We start from the raw sequence: 24,340 nt of genomic DNA on the forward strand, positions 1-24,340 counted from the left end.
ATGACGGCCACCACCCAGACCCTTTCTCCCTCGATGAAGCGTCGTCGGCGCGCCCGGCAGCGTCGCGGGGCCCTCTACCTGGCCCTGCTGGCCATCGGCCTGGTCGCACCCTTCGTCGCCTATCCGGTGTTCCTGATGAAGGTGCTGTGCTTCGCGCTGTTCGCCTGCGCCTTCAACCTGCTGCTGGGCTACGCGGGCCTCCTGTCCTTCGGCCACGCGGCCTTCCTGGCCACCGGCGGCTATGTCACCGGCTACCTGCTGTCGAGCCATCCGGGCCTGACGCCGGAGACCGGGATCCTCGCCGGGACGCTCGCCAGCCTGATCCTCGGCCTGGGGTTCGGCGCCCTGGCGATCCGCCGCCAGGGCATCTACTTCGCCATGGTCACCCTGGCGCTGGCGCAGATGGTGTTCTTCTTCTACATCCAGGCGCCCTTCACCGGCGGCGAGGACGGCCTGCACGGTGTGCCCCGCGGGCGACTGTTCGGCCTGGTCGACCTGTCCAGCAACCTGGCCATGTACTACTTCGTGTTCGCGGTCTTCGTGATCGGCTTCGCCATCATTCAGCGCACCGTGCACTCGCCCTTCGGCCAGGTGCTCAAGGCGATCCGTGAAAACGAACCGCGGGCCGTGTCACTGGGCTATAACGTCGATGCCTACAAGCTGCTCGCCTTCGTGATCTCGGCGGGCCTGGCCGGCCTGGCGGGCGCCACCAAGACGGTGGTCTTCCAGCTGGCCTCGCTTACCGATGCCCACTGGCATATGTCCGGCGAGGTCATCCTGATGACCCTGCTCGGCGGGGTGGGCACCCTGTTCGGCCCGCTGATGGGGGCGGGGCTGGTGGTCAGCCTGCAGACCCAGCTCGCCCAGTCGCCGCTGGGTAACTGGGTCAGCGTGATCCTGGGGGCGATCTTCGTGGTCTGCGTGCTGAGCTTCCGTAGCGGTATCGTCGGCGAGATCGACAAGATCGTGCGCAAGAACTTCAAGTGAGAACGCTGTGTCTTGCCGGCATGAGCGTCAAACGTTCGGTCGGCGCTGTGCCGGCAGGCTCGGGCCGAGCTCGGCGACCAGGTAGTCGAGGAACTGCCTGACCTTGGGGGAGCGGTGTCGATGGCGCGGGTAGACGGCCCAGACCGCGGTGTCGTCGTGTCGGTAGGCATCGAGCACGCTGATCAGCTCGCCCCTGGCCAGGTGAGTGTCGACATAGTAATCGGGTAACTGGGCGAGTCCCAGGCCCTTGAGGGCGGCATCGAGCAGGGCCGGACCGGAATTGCCACGCCAGGGGCCGTCGATACGTATCTCGCGGCGGATGCCGTTGACGTCGAAGCGCCAATGGTCACGGGTGCCTATCAGGCAGCGGTGGCGGGACAGCTCGGAAAGCGCATGGGGCTGGCCGTGGTGGGTGAAATAGTCCGGCGAGCCGACCACGTACTCGCGACGCTCGCACAGCCGGCGGGCAATCAGTGTCGAGTCCTGTAGCGTACCCATGCGAATGGCGATATCGAAGCCTTCGTCGATGATGTCGACTCGCCGGTTGGTGAAATGCATGTGCACCTCGAGCTGCGGGTGGCAGCGCATGAAGTCGTGGACCAGCGGTGCCAGGTAGCGCTCGCCGAAAGTGGTGGCGCAGGTCAGGCCGAGCAGGCCGCTGGGGCGGGTCTGGAGTTCCTTGACCGCCGCTTCGGCTTCACGGAAGCCGTCGAACAGGTGGTGGCAGTGCTGGTAATAGAGGCGGCCGGCTTCCGTCAAGCGGATGCGGCGTGTCGTCCGGTAGAGCAGAGGGGTATCCAACTGGTTCTCCAGTTGGCTGACCAGTCGGCTGACGTGGGAGCTCGAGACCCTCAGTCGCTCGGCGGCGGCATTGAAGGCGCCCAGACGCACGACCTCGATGAAGGCTTCGACCCGATCCCAGCGTTGCATGTTGGCGTTCCCGCTCTATTGTTGCCAGATGACAATAATGTCATGCGTTTGATGCAGTTTATACCGGCCGGCACTCTTGCCTAGACTTCAGGGATGCCAATTACCCACCGAGAGGATGGATCATGAAGTCTCGTGCCGCCGTGGCCCTGGAAGCGGGCCAACCCCTGCAGCTGACCGAAATCGATGTCGAGGGCCCGAAGTCCGGCGAAGTGCTGGTGCGCATGGCCGCTACCAGCGTTTGTCATACCGATGCCTATACGCTGTCCGGCGCCGATCCCGAGGGCAATTTCCCTGCGGTGCTGGGCCATGAGGGCGCCGGGGTTGTCGAGGAAGTGGGCGAGGGCGTTACCAGCCTGCGCCCGGGCGATCATGTCATCCCGCTGTATACGGCCGAATGTGGCCAGTGCAAGTTCTGCCTGTCCGGCAAGACCAACCTGTGTGGCTCGGTGCGTGCGACCCAGGGCAAGGGCGTGATGCCGGATGGCACCAGCCGCTTCTCCCTCGAAGGTCAGAAGCTGCACCACTACATGGGCTGTTCCACCTTCAGCGAGTACACGGTGCTGCCGGAGGTGTCGCTGGCTTCGGTGTCGAAGCAGGCGCCCATGGACAAGATCTGCCTGCTGGGCTGCGGTGTCACCACCGGTATCGGCGCCGTCATGAACACTGCCAAGGTGGAGCCCGGGGCGACGGTCGCGGTGTTCGGCCTGGGTGCCATCGGCCTGGCGGTGATCCAGGGCGCGGTGATGGCCAAGGCGAGCCGCATCATTGCCATCGACGTCAACCCGGAGAAGTTCAAGCTCGCCGAGCAGTTCGGGGCGACCGAGTTCGTCAATCCCAAGGATCACTCGGCTTCCATCCAGGAAGTGATCGTCGACCTGACCGACGGTGGTGTCGATTACTCGTTCGAGTGCATCGGCAACGTCAATGTCATGCGCTCGGCCCTGGAGTGTTGCCACAAGGGGTGGGGCGAGTCCGTGGTTATCGGCGTGGCCGGGGCCGGCGAGGAGATCTCCACCCGCCCCTTCCAACTGGTCACCGGTCGGGTCTGGAAGGGCTCTGCCTTCGGTGGCGTCAAGGGGCGCACCGAGCTGCCGGGCTATGTCGAGCGTTACATGAACGGCGAGATCAACATCGACGACTTCATTACCCACGATATGCCCTTCGAGGAGATCAACGAGGCTTTCGAACTGTTGCACCGTGGGGAGAGCATTCGCACTGTGCTTCATTATTAATACGCCCCGATATCGCGCGAACCGTAATGACTGATTCACGCTCGGTGTCGTTCGAGTCGCATCGATCGATGCGCCCTCGACACCGGGCGAATCTCCTGAGGAGTCGCTCATGACCATGACCGAACACCTTGAACTGGTCTCGGCCAACCGCAGCTTCGGTGGCTGGCACAAGCGCTATCGCCATCGTTCGCGGGCGCTGGATTGCGAGATGGTGTTCGCTATCTATCTGCCGCCCCAGGCCGAAACCGAACGCGTGCCGCTGTTGTGGTGGCTGTCGGGCCTGACCTGCACCGACGAGAACTTCATGCAGAAGGCGGGTGCCCAGCGCCTGGCTGCCGAACTGGGCATCGCCATCGTCTGCCCGGACACCAGTCCTCGCGGCCTGAACCTGCCGGGCGAGGACGACAGCTACGACTTCGGCACCGGGGCTGGGTTCTACGTCAATGCCTCCGAGGCGCCCTGGAAGGATCACTACCGGATGTACGACTATGTGGCCGAAGAGTTGCCATCCGTGGTGCGCCAGCACTTTCCGGTCAATGGTCGCGAGTCGATCAGCGGACACTCCATGGGAGGACACGGGGCCCTGATCATGGCCTTGCGTCGTCCCGGCCATTATCGCTCGGTGTCGGCGTTTGCCCCGGTGGTCAACCCGACCCAGTGTCCCTGGGGGCGCAAGGCATTCAGTGCCTATCTGGGCGAGGACGTCAGTCGCTGGACGCAGTACGATGCCTGTGAGCTGGTGGCACGTGGTGCATCCCGACAGCCGCTGTTCATCGATCAGGGCGAGGCCGACGACTTCCTGGACGAGCAACTGTGTCCGGCTCGGCTGGAAGCGGTATGCGCCGAGCACGACCATCCGCTGACGCTGCGTCGCCAGCCCGGCTATGACCACAGCTACTTCTTCATCGCCAGCTTCATCGATGATCATCTGCGTTATCACGCCGAGCGCCTACACGCCTAGTGTCTCGGCACTGACATTTTTTCTCGTGACTCGCGCGCCGGTCCATTCCTGGGCCGGCGCGTTTGTTGGCGATGACGTGTCGTATCTCGGAGCGGCGCGCACATATCAAAAACCGACGTCATTGTCCCAGGACAACGGGAAAGGGGGCGCCGATAGGCAAATTTGACATGCCAGAAAACGACACAAGGATTACATTCTGAAGTGAGCTTGTCTGATCGCGACAGACGGCTCGGTCAACGGCGTCCGACGCCTTTCGACAATAACAAGATGGTCCACGATAACCGTGCTGGAGTTTCAAGATGACAACCGCTGCCCAAGCCCCGCCCAAGACCTCTCCCCAGACGCCTCCGCAGACGCTGGGATTTCTGCTGCTGGAAAACTTCACCCTGATTTCGCTGGCCTCGGCCATCGAACCCTTGCGCATGGCCAACCAGCTGGCCGGCCGAGAACTCTATCGCTGGTACACGCTGAGCATGGATGGCAACGCGGTACGTGCCAGCGATGGTCTGCAGGTTACGCCGGATGCTTCCACCACGGTCCCGTTGGCGCTGGATACGGTGATCGTCTGCGGGGGCGTGGCCCCGCATCGTAGCGTCCAGCGTGAACATGTCGGCTGGCTGCAGGCCCAGGCGCGTCGCTCGCGTCGACTGGGGTCGGTGTGCACGGGTAGCTGGGCGCTGGCACGGGCCGGGTTGCTGGACGGCTATGAGGCCAGCGTTCACTGGGAGTGCCTGGCTGCCATGCAGGAAGCCTTTCCCAAGGTGTCGTTGACCACACGGCTGTTTTCCATTGATCGCGACAGGGCTACGTCCTCCGGCGGCACGGCGCCTCTGGACATGATGCTGACCTTGATCGGGCGTGACCATGGCCGGGAGCTGTCGGCGGGGATCTCCGAGATGTTCATCTATGATCGCGTGCGCGGTGAGCAGGATCAGCAACGCGTGCCGCTCAAGCATGTACTTGGCACCACCCAGCCTCGGTTGCTGGAGATTGTCGCGTTGATGGAGGCCAATCTGGAGGAGCCGATCAGCCTCGACGAACTGGCCGATTATGTGAACGTCTCGCGTCGCCAGCTGGAGCGTCTGTTCCAGAAGAACCTGCATTGCTCCCCATCGCGCTACTACCTTAAACTGCGCCTGACACGGGCTCGCCAACTGCTCAAGCAGACCCCGATGTCGATCATCGAGGTCGCATCGGCCTGCGGTTTCGTGTCCACGCCGCACTTTTCCAAGTGTTATCGCGAATACTTCGGCATTCCGCCGCGTGACGAGCGGCTGAGCAGCAGTGCCGTGGAGCTGGTCCCCCCGGTGCGACTGGGCGAAGCGGCGGCGTCGATGCTGCAGACGGCGGCCGCGTTCGAGGCGCTGCCCAATGAACCGGTCTCCTCCGCCATGACGGCTCTGGATCAGGCACGGGGCGAGCCTACCTATGCCAGCGTGAGATTGAGAACATGAGAGGAAACACTGTTTAAATGCCTGCGCGTGCAAATCGCTGCGTTGCGCGGTACTCGAAAGCTCACCTAACGTGATGTTATGCCTCGCTTTCTGTGTTCCGGGCGCCTTGCGCTTCACGACGCTCGGCAATTTATTCAGCGTTTCCTGAGAGAGGCTTGATGCGGGAGTGGCTGCGACGGGCGGCTCGAGTCCTGGGACTCGCGCTGCTGGGGTGGGTGGGGCTGTCCGTCCTGCTGGTCCTGATGTTCCGGGTGGTGCCGGTTGGCGGCTCCATGGTGATGGTCGAGCGCAAGGTGGAAGCCTGGCTCGCCGGAGAAACCCTCGACATTCGCCAGCAGTGGCGCCCCTGGGCACGGCTTTCCGACAACGCCAAGCTGGCGGTGATCGCCGCCGAGGATCAGCGGTTTCCGGCGCATCATGGCTTCGACTTCGTCGAATTGCGCCGTGCCGTGATGGCGAGCCTGAACGGTGATGACCTGCGGGGCGCCAGTACCCTCAGTCAGCAGACCGCCAAGAACCTTTTCCTCTGGACCGGCCGAAACTGGGTCCGCAAGGGACTGGAGGCCTGGTTCACCCTGCTTCTCGAGCTGCTCTGGCCCAAGGAGCGCATTCTCGAGGTCTATCTCAATATCGCCGAATGGGACAGCGGTGTCTTCGGCCTGGAAATGGCGGCACAGCACTATTTCGGCGTCTCCGCCGACGAGCTGACGCCTGTCCAGGCCAGTCGCCTGGCGGCGATCCTTCCCAACCCCCGTGGCTGGAGCGCTTCCCGCCCGAGTTCCTACGTGCTTCAACGCAGCGACTGGATCCGTGGCCAGATGCGCAATCTGGGCCATGCCTACCTGAATCGCCTCTGAGTTCGTCCCGCTGTCGCGATCACGACGTCCGTGACGTTTTTGGGATTTTTACGGTCGCTCCCAGGCGCCGGGCCAGGGGGAGCGAGGGCTATGCTGCCGGCGTGATCATGCATCAACCGGAGCCCCGCCATGACCCCCGCCGAGCTGCACCAGGACGCCATCGTCATCGATGGCCTGATCATCGCCAAGTGGAATCGCGAACTCTTCGAGGACATGCGCAAGGGCGGACTGACGGCCGCCAATTGCACCGTCTCCGTCTGGGAAGGGTTCCAGGCTACCGTCGATAACATCGTCCAGACCAACGCCCTGCTGGCCGAGTCCAGTGACCTGGTGCGCCCCGTGCACACCACGGCGGACATCACTCGGGCCAAGGAAGAAGGCAAGACCGGCATTATCTATGGCTTTCAGAACGCCCATGCCTTCGAGGACCAGATCGGCTACGTCGAGATCTTCAAGCGCCTCGGCGTCGGGATCGTGCAGATGTGCTACAACACCCAGAATCTGGTCGGCACCGGCTGCTACGAGCGTGACGGTGGTCTGTCGGGCTTCGGTCGCGAAATCGTCGCCGAGATGAACCGCGTGGGTATCATGTGCGATCTCTCCCATGTCGGCGAGAAGACCTCCACCGAGGTCATCGAGGCGTCCGAAAAGCCGGTCTGCTATTCCCATTGCCTGCCTTCCGGGCTCAAGGACCATCCGCGCAACAAGTCCGACGAAGAACTGAAGTTCATCGCCGACCGCGGTGGTTTCGTCGGCGTCACCATGTTCACGCCCTTCCTGCGGGCCGGGGTCGACGCCACCATCGACGACTATGTCGAGGCCATCGAATACGTGATGAATATCGTCGGCGAGGATGCCATCGGTATCGGCACCGATTTCACCCAGGGCCAGGATCATGACTTCTTCGAGTGGTTGACCCACGACAAGGGGTATGCCCGCCGCCTGACCCGCTTCGGCAAGATCATCAACCCCGAGGGCATCCGCACCATCGGCGAATTCGGCAATCTCCCCGAGGCTCTGTTGCGGCGCGGCTTCAGCGAGCCCCAGGTGCGCAAGATCATGGGCGAGAACTGGATGCGCGTGCTGAAGGATGTCTGGGGCGCCTAAGCGCGAGGGATGAGGAGCGAGGTGTGAGGGGATAGCCATCATGCCGTTCTCGACTGCTTATCGAAGCCCGAAGACCCGAGGTTATCTCAATAGCACATAGCGAGGGGCGCGGGGGCAGGCCGGAGAGGAGGTCCTACGCCATGGGTGAGGAGCACTGCTCCGAACGGGCTGGCCATGGATGGCCAGCACCGGCCCTGCAAGCGGCGCAGGATGCGAGAGCGCCGCAGGACGTCGGTAGCGCCCAAGGAAGGGTTTACAGCGCCTCCTCGCAGGCCTGCCCCGGATCAGCCCCGAGCGGTACTGCCAACGGCAACTGCTTGAAGCCCCATAACAATCAGCAAGATTCGAGGAATACGACCGTGACCAAGATGGCCCCCGAACTGCCCATCGACGTGGACGTCGAGACCGGTGTCTGGACCACCGATGCGCTGCCCATGCTTTACGTGCCGCGCCACTTTTTCATCAATAACCACGTGGCCGTCGAGGAAGCGCTCGGCGCCGAGGCCTATGCCGGGATCCTCTATGACGCCGGCTACAAGAGCGCCTGGCATTGGTGTGAAAAGGAGGCCGAGTGCCACGGCCTGGAAGGCGAGGCGGTGTTCGAGCATTACATGACGCGGTTGTCCCAGCGCGGCTGGGGGCGATTCATCACCGAGCATATCGATCTCGAAGCCGGCACCTGCCGGGTGCGGCTCGAGCACAGTGCCTTCGTCTATCAACTGGGCAAGGTCGGGCGCCGGGTCGAGTACATGTTCACCGGCTGGTTCGCTGGCGCCATGGACCAGATTCTCGCTGCTCGGGGCCGTCAATTGCGGACCCTTGCGGAACAGACCCAGAGCGCCGCCGAAGCAGGATGTGACGTCGGCTATTTCGTCACCGTGCCGCGTGATACCCGGGATCAAGGCTGAGGAGAGAGACCATGGCGTTCGATGCGATGTTTCAGCCGATCCAGATCGGCAACCTGACCATTCGTAACCGGGTGGTGAGTACCGCCCATGCCGAGGTGCATGCCACCGACGGGGGCATGACCACGGAGCGTTACGTCAAATACTACGAGGAAAAGGCCAAGGGAGGCTGCGGCCTGTGCATCTGCGGCGGCTCCTCGATCGTCTCCATCGATAGCCCCCAGGCCTGGTGGAGCTCGGTGAACCTGTCCACCGACCGCATCATTCCGCACTTCCAGAATCTGGCGGACGCCGTGCACAAGCACGGCGGCAAGATCATGATCCAGATCACCCACATGGGCCGTCGCTCCCGTTGGGACGGCTTCGACTGGCCGAACCTGCTGTCGCCGTCCGGCATCCGCGAGCCGGTCCATCGCTCCACCTGCAAGACCATCGAGGAAGAGGACATCTGGCGGATCATCGGCGACTTTGCCCAGGCCGCGCGCCGGGCGAAGGAAGGCGGCCTCGACGGCGTCGAGCTCTCTGCCGTGCACCAGCACCTGATGGATCAGTTCTGGAGTCCACGGGTCAACAAGCGCACCGACCAGTGGGGCGGCAGCTTCGAGAATCGCATGCGATTCGGGATGGAGGTGCTCAAGGCCGTTCGCGAGGAAGTCGGCGACGATTTTGTGGTGGGCATGCGTATCTGCGGCGACGAGTTCCACCCGGACGGTCTGTCCCACGAGGACATGAAACAGATCGCCGCCTATTACGATGCCACCGGCCAAGTCGATTTCTTCGGCGTGGTCGGCTCCGGTTGCGATACGCACGACACCCTGGCGAACGTGATCCCCAACATGTCCTATCCGCCGGAGCCCTTCCTCCACTTGGCGGCAGGCATCAAGGAAGTGGTCAAGACGCCGGTGATTCACGCCCAGAACATCAAGGATCCGAACCAGGCCAACCGGATCCTCGAAGGGGGATACGTCGACCTGGTGGGCATGACCCGGGCGCACATCGCCGATCCGCACCTCATCACCAAGATCAAGATGGATCAGGTCGACCGGATCAAGCAGTGCGTGGGAGCCAACTACTGCATCGATCGCCAGTATCAGGGCCTTGATGTGTTGTGCATCCAGAATGCCGCCACGTCTCGCGAGTACATGGGGATGCCGCATGAGATCGAGGCATCCGAAGGACCCAGGCGGCGAGTGGTCGTGGTGGGAGGTGGCCCCGGTGGCATGGAAGCGGCCCGTGTCGCCGCCGAACGAGGGCACGACGTGACCTTGTTCGAAGCCGCCGAACAGCTCGGTGGCCAGATCACCATCGCTGCCAGGGCGCCGCAGCGTGACCAGATCGCCGGCATCACTCGCTGGTATCAACTCGAACTGGCGCGCTTGGGCGTCGATCAACGCCTGGGAACCCGGGCTGACGAGGCCACTATCCTCGACCTGCGTCCGGACGTCGTGGTACTGGCCACGGGCGGCCGGCCCTTCCTCGAACAGCATGAGGAATGGGGCTATGACGAAGACACCGACAAGAGCCTGGTGGTCAGTACCTGGGATATTCTCGAGGGACGTGTCGAGCCGGGTAGTAACGTCTTGATCTACGACACCATCTGCGAGTTTTCCGGTGTCTCGGCCGCGGACTATCTGGCCGACAAGGGGGCCAAGGTCGAGATCGTCACCGATGACATCAAGCCGGGTTCCGCCGTCGGTGGTACCACCTTCCCGACCTACTACCGCAGCCTCTATGAGAAGGAGGTGATCATGTCCTCCGATCTGGGGCTTCACAAGGTCTACCGCGAGGGCGAGTCTCTGGTGGCTGTGCTGGAGAACGAGTACACCGGCGTGCAGGAAGAACGCGTGGTCGATCAGGTCGTAGTGGAGAACGGCGTACGGCCCGATGAAGCGCTCTACTATACCCTCAAGCCTCAGTCCCGCAACAAGGGGCAGGTGGATATCGAGGCGCTTTACGCCGCTCAACCACAGCCCTGCCTGTCGGAGGAGGGTGATGGCTTGCTGCTGTTCCGCCTGGGCGACTGCACCTCGCCGCGCAATACTCACGCCGCGATTTATGATGCCCTGCGCCTCTGCAAGGACTTTTAACCTCAGCCATAAGCTGTAAGCCGGAAGCTGTAAGAACTTCTTTCCCAACGTATGGCGAGATGGGCAGTTGAGTAGCTCCTCTCGTCGACCGGGTTGTGAAAGGACCTTCACGAGGGAGGGGGTAACTTACCGCTTACAGCTTAAGGCTTACAGCTCCTCATTGAGGAGAGGTGAGTACCATGCTCGATACCTTACTTCCGATACTGATCTTCGCCGCGATTGCGTTGGCGGTGATCGGCGCCGGGCGGCGCGTCCGCCTGTGGCGCCAGGGACGGCCCGCACGGGTCGACCTGTTCAAGGGACTTGCCGCCATGCCGCGTCGCTACCTGGTGGATCTGCACCATGTCGTGGCGCGGGACAAGGTCATGTCCAACACCCATGTGGCCACTGCCGGCGGTTTCGTCGCCGCCGCCGTGCTGATGGTCCTGGTCCATGGGCTGGGGCTGGCCCAAGGCGTGCTTGGTTGGCCGTTGCTGCTGGCCAGCGCCACCATGTTCGTCGGCAGTCTTTTCGTGGCGCGCCGTCGTCGCCATCCACCGTCCCGGCTTTCCAGGGGCCCGTGGATGCGTCTGCCCAAGAGCCTGATGGCCTTCTCGCTGAGCGTCTTCCTGATCACCTTGCCGACGGTCGGCATATTGCCGGAAGACTTTGGACACTGGATCCTGGCCATCCTGTTGTCCGCCGTGCTGGTCTGGGGGCTGGGCGAGATGGTCTTCGGCATGGCCTGGGGCGGCCCGATGAAGCACGCCTTCGCCGGCGCCCTGCACCTGGCCTTCCACCGACGCGCCGAGCGCTTCGGGGAAGGCAACCGCTCCACGGGTCTCAAGGCCCTGGACCTGGACGACGAGAACGCCACCCTGGGGGTCGAGACGCCCAGCGACTTCACCTGGAACCAGTTGCTCGGTTTCGATGCCTGCGTGCAGTGCGGCCGCTGCGAGGCGGTGTGTCCAGCCTTTGCCGCCGGCCAGCCGCTCAACCCCAAGAAACTGATTCAGGATATGGTGGTGGGACTGGCCGGCGGCAGCGACGCTCGATATGCCGGTAGCCCCTATCCGGATCGCCCGGTGGGTGAGCACCAGGGCTCGCCGCATGGCCCGATCGTGGCCCGGGAAGGCAAGGCACTGGTCGATGCCGAGACGCTATGGTCCTGTACCACCTGCCGAGCCTGCGTCGAGGAGTGTCCGATGATGATCGAGCACGTCGATGCCATCGTCGACATGCGGCGTTTCCTGACGCTGGAGCATGGTCAGACCCCCGGCAAGGGTGCCGAGGTGCTCGACAACCTGATCGCCACCGACAACCCCGGTGGCTTTGATCCCGGCGCTCGAATGCACTGGGCTGCTGATCTGGAACTGCCGTTGATGGCACAGCAGGGCCAGGCCGAGGTGTTGCTGTGGTTGGGCGATGGTGCCTATGACATGCGTAACCAGCGGACCCTGCGTGCCCTGGTCAAGGTGTTGCGTGCTGCCGGTGTCGACTTCGCGGTGCTGGGCGACGAAGAGCGGGACAGCGGTGACGTGGCGCGTCGGTTGGGCGATGAGGCGACCTTTCAGTCGCTGGCCCGCCGCAACATTGCCACGCTGTCGAAGTATCGCTTTGAGCGCATCGTCACCTGCGACCCCCACAGTTTCCATGTGCTGGGCAACGAGTACGGTGAACTGGGGGGCGACTATGCCGTTTCCCATCACAGCACCTTCATTGCCGAACTGTATGATGCCGGGCGTCTCGCGTTTCGTGCCTGGAAAGGGGGCCGGGTGACCTATCACGATCCCTGTTATCTCGGGCGCTATAACGGCGAATTCGAGGCACCGCGCAATGTGCTCAAGGCGCTGGGCATCGAAGTCGCCGAGATGCAACGCTCCGGCTTCCGCTCGCGCTGCTGCGGCGGTGGTGGTGGTGCCCCGATCACCGATGTGCCCGGCAAGCAACGGATTCCCGACATGCGCATGGGGGACGTCCAGGAAACCGGTGCCGATCTGGTCGCCGTCGGTTGCCCGCAGTGCACGGCCATGCTGGAAGGCGTTGTCGACAGCGATGCCGACGTTCGCGATATCGCCGAGCTGGTGGCGGAAGCGCTGGTCGACAGCGCGCCGTCCAGCGCACCCGGCCCCGCATTGGCTCAGCAGCCGCTGGCCGAGGAGGTAGCGTGATGAGTGATATCAGGCGGCGCGACCCGCGCCAGGAATGGATCGCCCGGAACCGTCTTCACCCTCAGCATCTGGAGGTGTTGGCAGAGCTGGGCCAGGGGGCGGCCAGCGAATGGATGGGGCCAAACGGCGTGCTCCGTCGTAATCCCCATGCGGTGGGTTTCATCGGCCCCAATGGTCTAAGGCGGATCGATCGGAGTGGTGCGCAGCAGGGCGTGGCCAATGCCGGCACATCGGCCTCGGCCGCTGTCCAGAAACCGTGGGTCGAGATTGATGACCCCGCCTTCTCGGTGATGGTAGTACCCGACATGGCCGGTGGTCGCCTGAGCGGCCATGACCGTGACCTGCTCGGGTTGGCGCGCCGCCTTGCCGATGCGGATCCGGATGCTCGGGGCGTCGTGGTAGCCATCATCTTCGGCCCGCACAAGGAAGCGAATTTCGGTGAGGCGGGCATCGACCGCCTGCTGTGTCTCGACTCGCCCGAGATGGCAGGCTACTCGCCCGAAGCCCGACTGGTCGCCCTGGCGCAGGCCGAACAGTCGTGGTCACCTCGCCATTGGCTGTTGCCGGACTCCAGTCTGGGCGGTGGCGAGCTGGGCCGACGCCTGGCGGCACGTCTGGGCGAGCGGCCAGCGACGGGCGTCTGGCAGGTCGAGGCGGATGCCGAGGTGTCGTCGGGCTGGCGTTGCATCGCGCGTGGCGCGGCAGAGTCCCTGGATATTCAGCGTCCCTTGCCGCGGGTTGCACTGGCCCTGGCCGAATGTGCCGAGCCGGTCAGCGATACCCGCCATGCTGCCGCAGAACTGACCTTGCCACAGCCGTTGCCGTCGACGCTGTCACGCATCGAAGATCTCGGGCAGGTCGCCGTCGACCCATCCGGCGTTGCCTTGTCCGAGGCCGAGTTCATTCTTTCTGCCGGCAATGGAGTCAAGGACTGGGAAGGGTACCATCATGCTGCCGAGGTACTGGGGGCCACCGAAGGCGCGTCTCGGGTAGCCGTGGATGACGGCTTCATGGCGCGCGACCGTCAGGTCGGGGCCACTGGCACTTGGGTCAGCGCCCGGGTCTATGTGGCCGTTGGTATCAGTGGCGCCATTCAGCATCTGCAGGGCATCCAGACCTGCGAGAAAGTGGTGGCGATCAACATGGATCCGGGATGTGACATGATCAAGCGCGCCGATCTGGCGGTGATCGGGGACTCGGCCCGGATACTCGAGGCATTGGTGTCCCTGGTGAAACAAGCGCGAGAGGAGAAACGCAATGCGGCCTGACACAACCATGACGCCGGAGCTGGACGTGACGGTGCTGGTATCCATCGGGCGTCATCCGGTGACCGGCCGGGCAAGGCGTGCCGATCAGGATGCTCGAGGGGTCGAGCTGGCGCGTTCGCTGGGGAGCGCCAGGGTGCAACTGCTGCATGCCGGTGAGCAGGCAGAAGCCAGTGAGGCAGCATTGCGTGGCTATCTGGGCATGGGGTTCTCGGAACTGTCATTGCTCGAGCAGCCGCAGGGTGCCGATGTGTTGCCTGCCCTGGCCGAAGCCCTGGATGCATCGTCGCCGCAGCTGGTGATCACCGGAGAGCGTGCCGAACGGGGCGAAGGGTCAGGGTTGTTGCCCTATCTGCTGGCCGAACGGCTCGGCTGGCCTCTGGTGAGTGGTCTGGCAGCGGTGGAAGGTGTCGAGAATGGGGTGGCGACGCTGCTGCAGGCCTTGCCGAGAGGCCAGCGGCGGCGCTTGAAAGTGCGGTTGCCGGCCATTGTCACTGTCGAGGGTGCGGCTCCCGCGCCGCGCCAGAGTGCCTATGGGCCGGCGCGACGCGGGACGTTCGAGGTGCTCGCCGGACCGGTCTGTCATGACGAGGAATGGGCCGAATGGCAGGTGCAGCCGGCCCGCAAGCGTCCCAAACGCCTGAAGATCGTCAAGGCGGCATCGGCGCGGGACCGCTTTAAGGCTGCGGCGGCCAAGGCCGAAGGCGGTGGCGGCCAGGTGTTGACGGATGTGACGCCGGAGCAGGGCGCCGAGGCGATATTGAAGTTGCTGCGTGAGGAAGAGGTACTGCGCTGACAACACGAGCATGCCGGGACTTTCATGATCCGGGGCCCGAAGCTTGGTAAACCTGGTGCCGTTGACCAGGTGGTATCGGGATCATGGAAGTCTTCCCGACACGAAAACGGCGGCCTGCAGAGGGCCGCCGTTCTCGTTTCATGACATCCGGATCGATATCAGATCTGAGCCATGGCGTCGGTGAAGCCCATCAACGAGATATTCAGATCCATGCGCTGACCGGTGGGTGCGATCAGGCTCAGGGTCGCCGTGGTGCCGCCTCGCAGGCTTTGCAACAGCGAGGACTGGAGCGGCACATCGGCGCGGCAGCCCTGCTGCTGGCAGACTTGATAAGGGAACTGAACCGGCTCGCCGTTATCGACGCTGAGCTGAAGGCCCGGCGCCAGGCGAACCCCCAGCGGCAGCAGGAAGGTCATCACCGGGTCGTCGACCTGGGGGGGGTTGGCGATGACGACACGCATCATCGGCTGGTCGTTTTCGGTGTTGGTGATGACCTGATTCATGGTGCAGGGGCCCTGACTGGCATCCTGCGGGCAGATCACCTGCCAATCCTGGAACTGCTGGGTATTGACGTTGGCATTGCCCGTCGGCTGCTGCTGGGCGAAGGCCTGGGGGGCAAAGGTCAGCAGTGCAAGCAGGGCGGCGAGGCAGAGGCGCGGCGCGAGGCGGTCAAACATATATGGCAATCTCCTGTGGTGACAGCGAGTCCGTATCGCTGTAGGTAGTTCAACATGACTATCATCTCCGTGGCGAGTTCGCCAGGAAGCGATGTCGGTGGCTTCCCGTAACGGGCTGGTTCCATGCCCTTTCCATGACCGGAAACGCACCACTCATCATCTCGAGACTCTTTGTAAATCAATGGCCCCGTGCCGGGCAACCAAAGTCCGTTGAACAAGGGAAAATTGCCAATGGGTGGCGTCGAGACATCCGTCGGTGTCGTTGACGGTCATGGCCCCTGCCTTTCGGCGCGCGGCCCAGGGCAGGGCAGGCGAATAGTGCGTCAAAGCGCCATGGTGGATGTCTTGTTTTGACATGGCAGTGACTCGCTGGGAACAGTGCGCTTCCGTGGAGGAGCTATGGTCGAGATGCGGAGCTTCCGCCTCTCACAACAAGCCGAAGGAAGATAACCATGAGCACAGCCAACCGCGGTGTCGTCTACAAGGGGCCAGGGAAAGTCGCCGTCGAGTCGATTCCCTACCCGGAACTTGCGCTTGGCAATCGCAAATGCCAGCACGGCGTGATTCTCAAGGTCGTGACCACCAATATCTGTGGCAGTGACCAGCACATGGTACGAGGCCGCACCACGGCCCCCGAAGGGCTGGTTCTCGGCCACGAGATCACGGGAATCGTCATTGAAGCTGGGCGCGATGTCGAGTTCATCAAGCCGGGCGACCTGGTCTCGGTACCCTTCAATATCGCCTGCGGTCGCTGCCGAAACTGCAAGGAAGGGCAGACCGGTATCTGTCTCAACGTCAATCCGGCTCGTCCCGGTGCCGCCTACGGTTACGTCGACATGGGCGGCTGGTCCGGAGGCCAGACCGACTATGTCATGGTGCCCTATGCCGACTTCAACCTGCTGAAATTCCCGGATGCCGATCAGGCGATGGAGAAGATCCGTGACCTGACCTTGTTGTCCGATATCTTCCCTACCGGCTTCCATGGTTGTGTCACCGCTGGCGTAGGCCCCGGCAGCACCGTCTACATCGCCGGTGCCGGCCCGGTCGGTCTGGCCGCGGCGGTATCCGCGCAGCTGCTGGGCGCGGCCTGCGTCATCGTCGGTGACATGATCGAGGAGCGTCTGGCACAGGCCCGCAGCTTCGGCTGCGAGACGATCGACCTGACCCAGGATGGTGACATGGCCGACAAGATCGAGGTGATTCTGGGCGAGCGCGAGGTTGATGCCTTCGTCGACTGTGTCGGTTTCGAGGCCCACGCCTGTGGCTGTAACCATGGCAAGGAGGCGCCCGCGACCGTGCTTAACTCAGCCATGTCGCTGACCCGTGCCGGTGGGCAGATCGGCATTCCGGGCCTGTATGTGACCGAAGACCCTGGAGCCGCTGACGAAGCCGCCAAGCAAGGCGCTCTGAGCATGCGCTTCGGCCAGGGCTGGGCGAAATCCCATTCCTTCCATACCGGGCAGTGCCCGGTCATGAAATATCACCGACCTCTGATGCAGGCGATTCTGTTCGACAAGGTCAAGATCGCTGATGCGGTCAATGTCCAGATGATCACCCTGGATGAGGCGCCCAAGGGGTATGCCGACTTCGACGGTGGCGCGGCGAAGAAATTCGTCCTGGATCCTCATGGCAGTGTCGCTGCCTGAGGTCGAAGGCGACCAGGTGGTGGCTCGACGAGGTCCACCCGGTTTTCCGGGTGGACCTCTTTTGGCATTGCCTGTCCCTCGGGACGGTGCCAATCTTCGTCAAGAGCAAGCGTCACGCGCATCGTGGCCCAGCGTTGTGCCGGAATACGTCGATGCGGCGATGACCGAAGGGAGGATGACGCGATGATGATCGTTGAGCTGATCGATGGGGATGACTTTCGCGACCGGCTGGTCGCGCTGGGGGTTCGCATCCCCGAGCATGCCTGTCCCGAGACCTGTGCACGGATGGCACTGCTCAAGCATATGGAAGTGGGGGTGCCCGGGCTTCAGGAGCTGGTACGCGAGATGATGGACAAGTCGGACGTGCTGTTGCCCTCGGTGAGGGCGGCCATCGAGCGTTTTCTGTTGCCCGGGTTGCGCTGATTCCGTACGGAGCCGGCCCTGCAAGTCGGGCCGGCGTGCCCGTCCGGTCGTGTTCAGCCCCGGGCCAGGGTCAGGTGGGATGTCTGGCCGAGGTTTTCCAGCATGCGTTCGCTGTACCAGTCGACGAAGTCGATCACGCCGAATTCGAAGGTTTCCGAGTAAGGGCCCGGTTCGTAGGCGCGAGAGTTGATCCCGCGCTGGTTCTCTTCGGCGAGCCGGCGATCCTGGTCATTGGTGGCGTCCCAGACGCGACGCATCTGGTCGGGATCGTAATCGACGCCCTCGACGGCATCCTTGTGCACCAGCCACTTGGTGGTCACGACTGTTTTCTGCGGCCCCAGCGGCAGGACACGGAAGACCACGGCATGATCGCCCATGAAGTGATTCCAGGAATTGGGCAGGTGGAGGAGACGCAGAACGCCGAGATCGGGACTCGGCAGTCGTCCCATCAGCTTCCGGCAGGCCTGCTGGCCATCCATGGTCATGGAAACGGTGCCATTCAGTAACGGGGTGCGAGTCAGGCGGTTGCGTCGGCCGATCCGCTTGAGCTGCCAGGGTACGCCCATGGCCTGCCACTCTCCCTGCTTGCGCGCGACCAGTTCCTTGTAGGCTGGGGTGGCACGAGGGTCCTCGCTGTCATCGAACTCCTGCAGCGAGTTGAGCAATTCCGGGTGTGCGCCGTTGCAGTGATAGCATTCGCGGTTGTTCTCGATCACCAGCTTCCAGTTTGCCTGCTCGACGATGCTGGACTCCGCGGCCACCTTGACGTTGTCCATGTCGTAGAGGTCCAGGTAATGCTCGAGGGTCTCCAGTAGTTCATCGATGGCCGGCGGTTGTTCCGCCAGGTTGACGAAGATGTAACCGCCGGCGGTCCTGACATTGATGGGTTTCAGGCCATAGGCGGAGAGGTCGAAGTCCGTCCCCATGTCGGTGCCGGCGAACAGCAGTCGCCCGTCGAGTTCGTAGGTCCACTGGTGGTAGGGGCAGACCAGCTTGGCGACCTTGCCCTTGTCCTGCAGGCATAGCCGCGATCCACGATGCCGGCAGACGTTATGGAACGCATGTACCTGGCCGTTGTTGCCGCGCACGATGACCACCGGGTTATCGCCGACTTCCAGGGTGATGAAGTTGCCCTTGGCGGGAATCTCGCAGGTCAAGCCGGCGAACAGCCATTCTTTTTCGAAGATTTCCTGAATATCCAGTTGGAACAGTCGTTCGTCGTTATAGAACGGTTGCGGCAACGAGAAGTGACGACGACGTTGGGCCAGCATGTCGGCCGTGGCGTCGCGGGCGGGAGCCAGGGGATCATCCAGACGGGCGAAGGACAGGGAATCCATGGAAGCACTTCCTCATTGCAGGACCACTCGCGTGGCCTCGGGATTGTGGGTTGGGAGGAGCCGGTCAGGGTCAAGTGGGCCGCGCCAGGGTATGGGTCGTGGCGCATTGGCAGCGAGTTTGGAACACTGCCGTTGGCGAGGGATGTCCATCGACGACGCCGGGCGATGCAGTTACGACGCCGGGTATCAGAAAAATTGACGTCTCTGGATGCCACGGATATGCCCGTGTCGCTGACAGGCAAGTCAACAGGGGCGGGGCTGCGCAGAATTCGCTCAACGGCAGGCGGGAACCGCGGTCGGACACCTCCATGCTGCAGCATTAGGCGACGCGACGATGACCATGAACTTTCTCAACCCCGTCACCACCCAGACCTGGACCAATGGCCGCCATCTGGTGCGTTGCGTCAAGGTGATCCAGGAAACCTGGGATACCCGCACCTTCTGTTTCATGGCCGAACAGCCGGTCATGTTCTTCTTCAAGCCCGGGCAGTTCGTCACTCTGGAACTGGAGATCAATGGCGAGCCGATCATGCGCTCCTATACCATTTCCAGTTCACCGTCGGTTCCCTACAGCTTCTCGATCACGGTCAAGCGCATGCCGGGTGGCGTGGTGTCCAACTGGCTGCACGACAACCTGGGCATCAACGACGAACTGGCGGTGCATGGGCCGGTGGGCAACTTCAACATCATCGACTATCCGACCGACAAGGTGTTGATGCTGTCGGGCGGCGTCGGTATCACACCGCTGATGTCCATGGTGCGCTGGCTGTTCGACACCAATGCTGCCGTCGACCTGCAGTTCGTGCACAGCGCGCGTACGCCCCGGGATCTGATCTTTCATCGTGAGCTGGAGCATATCTTCTCGCGGATTCCTGAATTCAAGTTGCATATCGTCTGCGAGCGGGGCGACGAGCTGGGTGAGGCCTGGTCAGGATTTCGCGGTTACCTGAATCAGTCGATGCTCGAGCTGATGGCGCCGGACTTCATGGACCGGGAGATCTTCTGCTGCGGTCCCACCCCCTACATGAATGCCGTCAAGCAGTTGTTGAAGGCCAATGGCTTCAACATGGACCACTATCATGAGGAGTCCTTCGGCGCCACGCCCATGGAGGTGCAGGAAGAGGTCATCGAAAATGTCGAGCAGGCCGAGGCCGAAGCGGAAGAGGTCGATGCCTCCGACATGGTCACCGTCGAGTTCAGCTCCACCGGCAAGAGTGTGAAGATTCTGCCCAGCGAGACCGTGCATGCCGCTGCTTCCAAGCTTGGCCTGCACATCCCCAAGGCATGCGGCATGGGGATCTGCGGGACCTGCCGGGTCGGCTTGTCCGGAGGCCAGGTCGAGATGGAGCACAACGGTGGCATCACCGACGAGGACATCGAAGAAGGCTACATTCTCTCCTGCTGCAGCAAGCCTCTGGGGAATGTGGTGGTAGACTTCTAGGGCAGCCCCGGCCCCTGGCCAAGGGGGTTGCGCCATCGTCCAGCGACCGGGGCACTGCAAGGTGCCCGGTCGTATCGTTCAAGAGGCCATCATGACCGACTCCTCCGCACCGCCGCTCTCGGTCGGCTTCGTGCTGTTGCGCCGCTTCACCATGCTGCCCTTCGCGGCCTTCGTCGATTGCCTGCGACTGGCGGCGGACGAGGGCGATCGCAGTCGTCAGTTGCGTTGTCACTGGGTCTTCATGACCAGTGCCGGCCAGGATGCCATCTCCAGCTGCGGGGCGGCGGTAACACCCTGTACGGCCTTTCGCGAACCGACCGAGTTCGATTATATCGTGACCATCGGGGGCGTGCAGGACGAACATGATGATGTAGACGAAACGGCGATTGCCTACCTGCGTCGGGCGGCTCGGGCGGGCGTGCCGCTCATCGGGGTCTGTACCGGTGTCTTCGCGCTGATCAAGGCGGGCGTGATGGGCGGGCGACGCTGCTGTGTCAGTTGGTATCACCATGGCGATCTGACACGGCGCTTTCCCGACATCGAACCAGTGGCGGATCGTCTGTTCGTCGATGACGGCAAGCGGTTGACGTGTGCCGGTGGTACTGCCGCCGCCGATCTGGCGGCCTATCTGGTGGAGCGTCACCTGGGCAAGGCCTGGGCCATGAAGAGCCTGCATATCATGCTCATCGACGAGGCGCGTCGCGGCGACCACCCCCAGCCCCAGCCGGTCGTCTTCGACAAGGTCGAGGACAGGGTGGTACGACGCGCCATCGGTATCATCGAACAGCATCTCGGCGAGGCGATCACGGTGGATGAGCTGGCCCACCGGGTGGGGACGTCGAGACGCAACATCGAGCGCAAGTTCCGTGACGAACTCGGCATCGGGCCACAGAAGTTCGCCCGTGATCTGCGGTTACGCTACGGTCTCTGGCTGCTGCACTATACCGCCAAGAGCGTCACCGAGATCGGTGAACGCTGTGGCTTCTCCGATACGGCCCACTTTTCCCGCCACTTCCGTGACGCCTTCGGCTCTACTCCCTCCATGGTGCGCAAGACAGCCTCGGGACGCGAAGCGACCCGGGTCGATCCCTTCTTCCTGCATATCGAGTCGCACCCTGCCTGCGAGCCGTGACGCCGTTGCATCGGGGCGGATAGGTGACATCACCACGAGATGTTGCGCCATGGTGGATGCATTCAAATATTCGGTTATGAGAAAAATAAACAATAACAGCATCTTATGGCTTTAGTCGCGAATATGGCGCTAAAGTTGTCGCATATATTCAATCGCCCGTCGCCAGGGTTGGCTATTAATGGCACCAAGGAATTCGGGCCACGGTTCGACTGTCTTGCGCAACGATGACGGTGTCGTTTCCAGAATGCCGTGCGGTCCACGTTTTCTTGATGTTGTGAAGTCAACCTACAGGTGATGCCATGAACGACAATAACCTTACCCAGACCGATCCGCAGATCGCCGCTGCCATCGCCGACGAAGTGGTGCGACAGGAAGCGCATATCGAGCTCATCGCCTCGGAAAACTATGCCAGTCCGCAGGTCATGGCGGCGCAGGGAACCCAACTGACCAACAAGTATGCCGAAGGGTATCCCGGCAAGCGCTATTATGGCGGCTGCGAACACGTCGATGTGGTCGAGAAGCTGGCCATCGAGCGTGCCTGTGCCCTGTTCGGTGCCGACTATGCCAACGTCCAGCCGCACTCCGGCGCCCAGGCCAATGCTGCGGCCTTCATGGCGCTGGTATCACCGGGCGACACCGTACTGGGCATGAGCCTGGCTCACGGCGGCCACCTGACCCACGGGGCCGCGCCGAACTTCTCCGGCAAGTATTACCACGCCGTGCAGTATGGCCTGAACCCCGACACCGGCGAGATCGACTACGAGGAAGTCGAGCGTCTGGCCCACGAGCACCAGCCCAAGCTGATCATTGCCGGTTTCTCGGCCTACTCGCGGGTCATCAACTGGCGTCGCTTCCGTGACATCGCCGATGCCGTGGGCGCCTGGCTGCTGGTCGACATGGCGCATGTCGCCGGCCTGGTCGCCGCGGGGCATTATCCGAGCCCGCTGCCCCACGCCCATGTCGTGACCACCACGACCCACAAGACCCTGCGTGGTCCCCGTGGCGGCTTGATCCTGTCCGCCAGCGGCGACGAAGCGCTCTACAAGAAGCTCAACGGCGCGGTCTTCCCTGGCCAGCAGGGTGGCCCGCTGATGCATGTCATCGCCGCCAAGGCCGTGGCCTTCCGCGAGGCCATGAGCCAGGACTTCGTGCGGTATCAGGCACGGGTCATCGACAACGCCCGCGCCATGGCCGAGATCTTCATCGAGCGCGGCTGCGATGTGGTCTCCGGTGGCACCGACGATCATCTCTTTCTGGTATCGCTGATCAAGCTCGGCGTGACCGGCAAGGACGCTGATGCCGCTCTGGGGCGCGCCCATATCACTGTCAACAAGAATGCAGTACCCAACGATCCCCAGAGCCCCTTCGTGACCTCGGGCCTGCGTATCGGCACCCCGGCGGTGACCACCCGGGGCTTCGATCAGGCGGATTGCGAGGCTCTGGCTGGCTGGATCTGCGACATCCTCGATGTGCTGGCCAGGGAAGAGGACACCACCGAGATCGAGGCCGAGGTACGTGACAAGGTCGCCGGGCTGTGCGCTCGTCATCCGGTGTATGGCACTCCCCGGGAAAGCCAAACCGATACTGCGTCCATCGCGTGAAGCCCTTCCCGCTCGTCAGGGCGGGAATCCAGTAGGAGAGATTCCATGCAACGTTATTCAGGCTTCGGGCTGGTCAAGCATGCACTGAGCCACCACAAGAACTGGCAGCGCCAGTGGCGCAACCCCACGCCCAAGAAGGCCTATGATGTGATCATCGTCGGTGGGGGCGGTCATGGCCTGGGTACCGCCTACTATCTGGCCAAGGAGTTCGGTATCCGCAATGTGGCGGTGATCGAGAAGGGCTGGCTGGGTGGCGGCAACACGGCGCGCAATACCACCATCGTGCGGTCCAACTATCTGTGGGACGAGGCCGCCGCGCTCTACGAGCATTCCATGAAGCGCTGGGAAGGGCTGTCCCAGGACCTCAACTACAACGTCATGTTCTCCCAGCGCGGCGTGCTCAACCTCGGGCACACCCTGCAGGACATGCGCGATATCCAGCGCCGGGTCAACGCCAATCGGTTGAACGGCATCGATGGCGAGGTGCTCGACGCCAAGGGCGTGCAGGAGCTGGTGCCGATCATGGACTGCTCCAAAAACGCCCGGTATCCGGTGATGGGCGCCTCCTGGCAGCCCCGCGCCGGGGTGGCGCGCCACGATGCCGTGGCCTGGGGCTATGCCCGTGGTGCCGATGCGCTCGGCGTTGACATCCTGCAGCAGACCGAGGTCACCGGCTTCAAGATTCGCGATGGCCAGGTCTACGGCGTGCACACCAATCGCGGTGACATCGAGGCCAAGACCGTTGGCTGCGTGGCCGCCGGCAACTCCGGGGTACTGGCGAAGATGGCAGGGCTCAAGCTGCCGCTGGAATCGCACCCGCTGCAGGCGCTGGTCTCCGAGCCGCTCAAGCCGGTGCTCGATACCGTGGTGATGTCCAATCATGTGCATGGCTATATCAGCCAGTCGGACAAGGGCGACCTGGTCATCGGTGCCGGCATCGATGGCTACAACGGTTATGGACAGCGCGGCAGTTACCCGACCGTGGAGCATACTCTGCAGGCCGTCGTCGAGATGTTCCCGATCTTCTCCAGGGTACGCATGAATCGGCAGTGGGGCGGCATCGTCGACACCTGCCCGGATGCCTGCCCGCTGATTTCCAAGACCAAGGTGAAGGGGCTCTACTTCAACTGCGGCTGGGGAACCGGGGGCTTCAAGGCCACGCCAGGCTCGGCCCATGTCTTCGCCGCCAGCCTCGCCAAGGGGGAGATGCATCCGCTTGCCGCGCCGTTCTCCATCGATCGCTTCAATACCGGAGCCTTGATCGATGAGCACGGTGCTGCCGGTGTGGCCCACTAGGCGCTGACGAAAACGGTCTGTGCCCGAGGACTGTCGTTCAGCACCAGTGAGCGCAG

General features: G+C 63.0%; 20 protein-coding genes. 17 read left to right on the forward strand and 3 right to left on the reverse strand.

The genetic code is table 11. The annotated features are described in order from the left end of the window. The gene (locus RSO41_RS11465; RefSeq protein ID WP_410000331.1) at positions 1 to 987 is read left to right on the forward strand and encodes a branched-chain amino acid ABC transporter permease; all 987 of its coding nucleotides are present in this window, start codon (positions 1 to 3) and stop codon (positions 985 to 987) included. Between the two features lie 27 nt (positions 988 to 1,014). Here RSO41_RS11465 and RSO41_RS11470 read toward each other — a convergent pair whose 3' ends face one another. Then, the gene (locus RSO41_RS11470) at positions 1,015 to 1,917 is read right to left on the reverse strand and encodes a LysR family transcriptional regulator (protein ID WP_315619239.1); all 903 of its coding nucleotides are present in this window, start codon (positions 1,915 to 1,917) and stop codon (positions 1,015 to 1,017) included. A gap of 122 nt (positions 1,918 to 2,039) precedes the next feature. Here RSO41_RS11470 and RSO41_RS11475 point away from each other — a divergent pair, with 122 nt between their 5' ends. The 10 genes from RSO41_RS11475 (at position 2,040) to RSO41_RS11520 (ending at position 14,731) form a co-directional block, all read left to right on the forward strand. After that, complete coding sequence (locus RSO41_RS11475; protein WP_315619240.1) at positions 2,040 to 3,149, forward strand: S-(hydroxymethyl)glutathione dehydrogenase/class III alcohol dehydrogenase; 1,110 nt, start codon at positions 2,040 to 2,042, stop codon at positions 3,147 to 3,149. A 109-nt stretch (positions 3,150 to 3,258) separates the two neighbouring features. After that, entirely contained in the window at positions 3,259 to 4,110 is an 852-nt protein-coding gene (fghA, locus tag RSO41_RS11480) for an S-formylglutathione hydrolase (RefSeq protein WP_315619241.1), read from the forward strand. A gap of 299 nt (positions 4,111 to 4,409) precedes the next feature. Then, entirely contained in the window at positions 4,410 to 5,564 is a 1,155-nt protein-coding gene (locus RSO41_RS11485) for a GlxA family transcriptional regulator (protein ID WP_315619242.1), read from the forward strand. Positions 5,565 to 5,722: 158 nt separating this feature from the next. Next, positions 5,723 to 6,421: a monofunctional biosynthetic peptidoglycan transglycosylase gene (mtgA, locus tag RSO41_RS11490; protein ID WP_315619243.1), complete on the forward strand. Its 699-nt coding sequence runs from the start codon at positions 5,723 to 5,725 to the stop codon at positions 6,419 to 6,421. A gap of 129 nt (positions 6,422 to 6,550) precedes the next feature. Next, positions 6,551 to 7,528, forward strand: coding sequence for a dipeptidase (locus RSO41_RS11495; protein WP_315619244.1), 978 nt, complete (start codon positions 6,551 to 6,553; stop codon positions 7,526 to 7,528). Positions 7,529 to 7,887: 359 nt separating this feature from the next. Then, positions 7,888 to 8,436: a DUF5943 domain-containing protein gene (locus RSO41_RS11500; RefSeq protein ID WP_315619245.1), complete on the forward strand. Its 549-nt coding sequence runs from the start codon at positions 7,888 to 7,890 to the stop codon at positions 8,434 to 8,436. A gap of 11 nt (positions 8,437 to 8,447) precedes the next feature. After that, entirely contained in the window at positions 8,448 to 10,520 is a 2,073-nt protein-coding gene (gene dgcA, locus RSO41_RS11505) for a dimethylglycine demethylation protein DgcA (RefSeq protein ID WP_315619246.1), read from the forward strand. Positions 10,521 to 10,699: 179 nt separating this feature from the next. Beyond that, the gene (locus RSO41_RS11510; protein ID WP_315619247.1) at positions 10,700 to 12,670 is read left to right on the forward strand and encodes a (Fe-S)-binding protein; all 1,971 of its coding nucleotides are present in this window, start codon (positions 10,700 to 10,702) and stop codon (positions 12,668 to 12,670) included. Next, positions 12,670 to 13,938: an electron transfer flavoprotein subunit alpha/FixB family protein gene (locus tag RSO41_RS11515; RefSeq protein ID WP_315619248.1), complete on the forward strand. Its 1,269-nt coding sequence runs from the start codon at positions 12,670 to 12,672 to the stop codon at positions 13,936 to 13,938. Before RSO41_RS11510 ends, RSO41_RS11515 begins: the two co-directional genes overlap by 1 nt. Continuing rightward, complete coding sequence (locus RSO41_RS11520) at positions 13,928 to 14,731, forward strand: electron transfer flavoprotein subunit beta (protein WP_315619249.1); 804 nt, start codon at positions 13,928 to 13,930, stop codon at positions 14,729 to 14,731. Before RSO41_RS11515 ends, RSO41_RS11520 begins: the two co-directional genes overlap by 11 nt. Before the next feature lie 158 nt (positions 14,732 to 14,889). Here RSO41_RS11520 and RSO41_RS11525 read toward each other — a convergent pair whose 3' ends face one another. Further along, complete coding sequence (locus tag RSO41_RS11525; protein ID WP_315619250.1) at positions 14,890 to 15,408, reverse strand: invasion associated locus B family protein; 519 nt, start codon at positions 15,406 to 15,408, stop codon at positions 14,890 to 14,892. Between the two features lie 452 nt (positions 15,409 to 15,860). Between RSO41_RS11525 and fdhA the strand changes: the two genes are divergently transcribed. Both fdhA and RSO41_RS11535 read left to right on the forward strand, forming a co-directional pair. Beyond that, positions 15,861 to 17,054, forward strand: coding sequence for a formaldehyde dehydrogenase, glutathione-independent (gene fdhA / locus RSO41_RS11530; RefSeq protein ID WP_315619251.1), 1,194 nt, complete (start codon positions 15,861 to 15,863; stop codon positions 17,052 to 17,054). A gap of 183 nt (positions 17,055 to 17,237) precedes the next feature. After that, positions 17,238 to 17,477, forward strand: a complete 240-nt coding sequence (locus tag RSO41_RS11535) for a hypothetical protein (protein WP_315619252.1) — start codon at positions 17,238 to 17,240, stop codon at positions 17,475 to 17,477. 53 nt (positions 17,478 to 17,530) lie between these two features. Here RSO41_RS11535 and RSO41_RS11540 read toward each other — a convergent pair whose 3' ends face one another. Further along, positions 17,531 to 18,814, reverse strand: a complete 1,284-nt coding sequence (locus RSO41_RS11540) for an aromatic ring-hydroxylating dioxygenase subunit alpha (protein WP_315619253.1) — start codon at positions 18,812 to 18,814, stop codon at positions 17,531 to 17,533. 334 nt (positions 18,815 to 19,148) lie between these two features. Between RSO41_RS11540 and RSO41_RS11545 the strand changes: the two genes are divergently transcribed. The 4 genes from RSO41_RS11545 (at position 19,149) to RSO41_RS11560 (ending at position 24,284) form a co-directional block, all read left to right on the forward strand. Continuing rightward, the gene (locus RSO41_RS11545) at positions 19,149 to 20,255 is read left to right on the forward strand and encodes a hybrid-cluster NAD(P)-dependent oxidoreductase (RefSeq protein ID WP_315619254.1); all 1,107 of its coding nucleotides are present in this window, start codon (positions 19,149 to 19,151) and stop codon (positions 20,253 to 20,255) included. 91 nt (positions 20,256 to 20,346) lie between these two features. Continuing rightward, complete coding sequence (locus RSO41_RS11550; protein WP_315619255.1) at positions 20,347 to 21,387, forward strand: GlxA family transcriptional regulator; 1,041 nt, start codon at positions 20,347 to 20,349, stop codon at positions 21,385 to 21,387. Positions 21,388 to 21,686: 299 nt separating this feature from the next. After that, positions 21,687 to 22,988: a serine hydroxymethyltransferase gene (glyA, locus tag RSO41_RS11555; RefSeq protein ID WP_315619257.1), complete on the forward strand. Its 1,302-nt coding sequence runs from the start codon at positions 21,687 to 21,689 to the stop codon at positions 22,986 to 22,988. Between the two features lie 45 nt (positions 22,989 to 23,033). Further along, on the forward strand, positions 23,034 to 24,284 hold the full coding sequence (locus RSO41_RS11560) for a sarcosine oxidase subunit beta family protein (RefSeq protein ID WP_315619258.1): 1,251 nt from the start codon (positions 23,034 to 23,036) through the stop codon (positions 24,282 to 24,284). Positions 24,285 to 24,340 lie beyond the last annotated feature (56 nt).

Origin of the sequence: Halomonas sp. I1 (assembly GCF_032334135.1) — a bacterium.
GTDB lineage: Bacteria > Pseudomonadota > Gammaproteobacteria > Pseudomonadales > Halomonadaceae > Halomonas.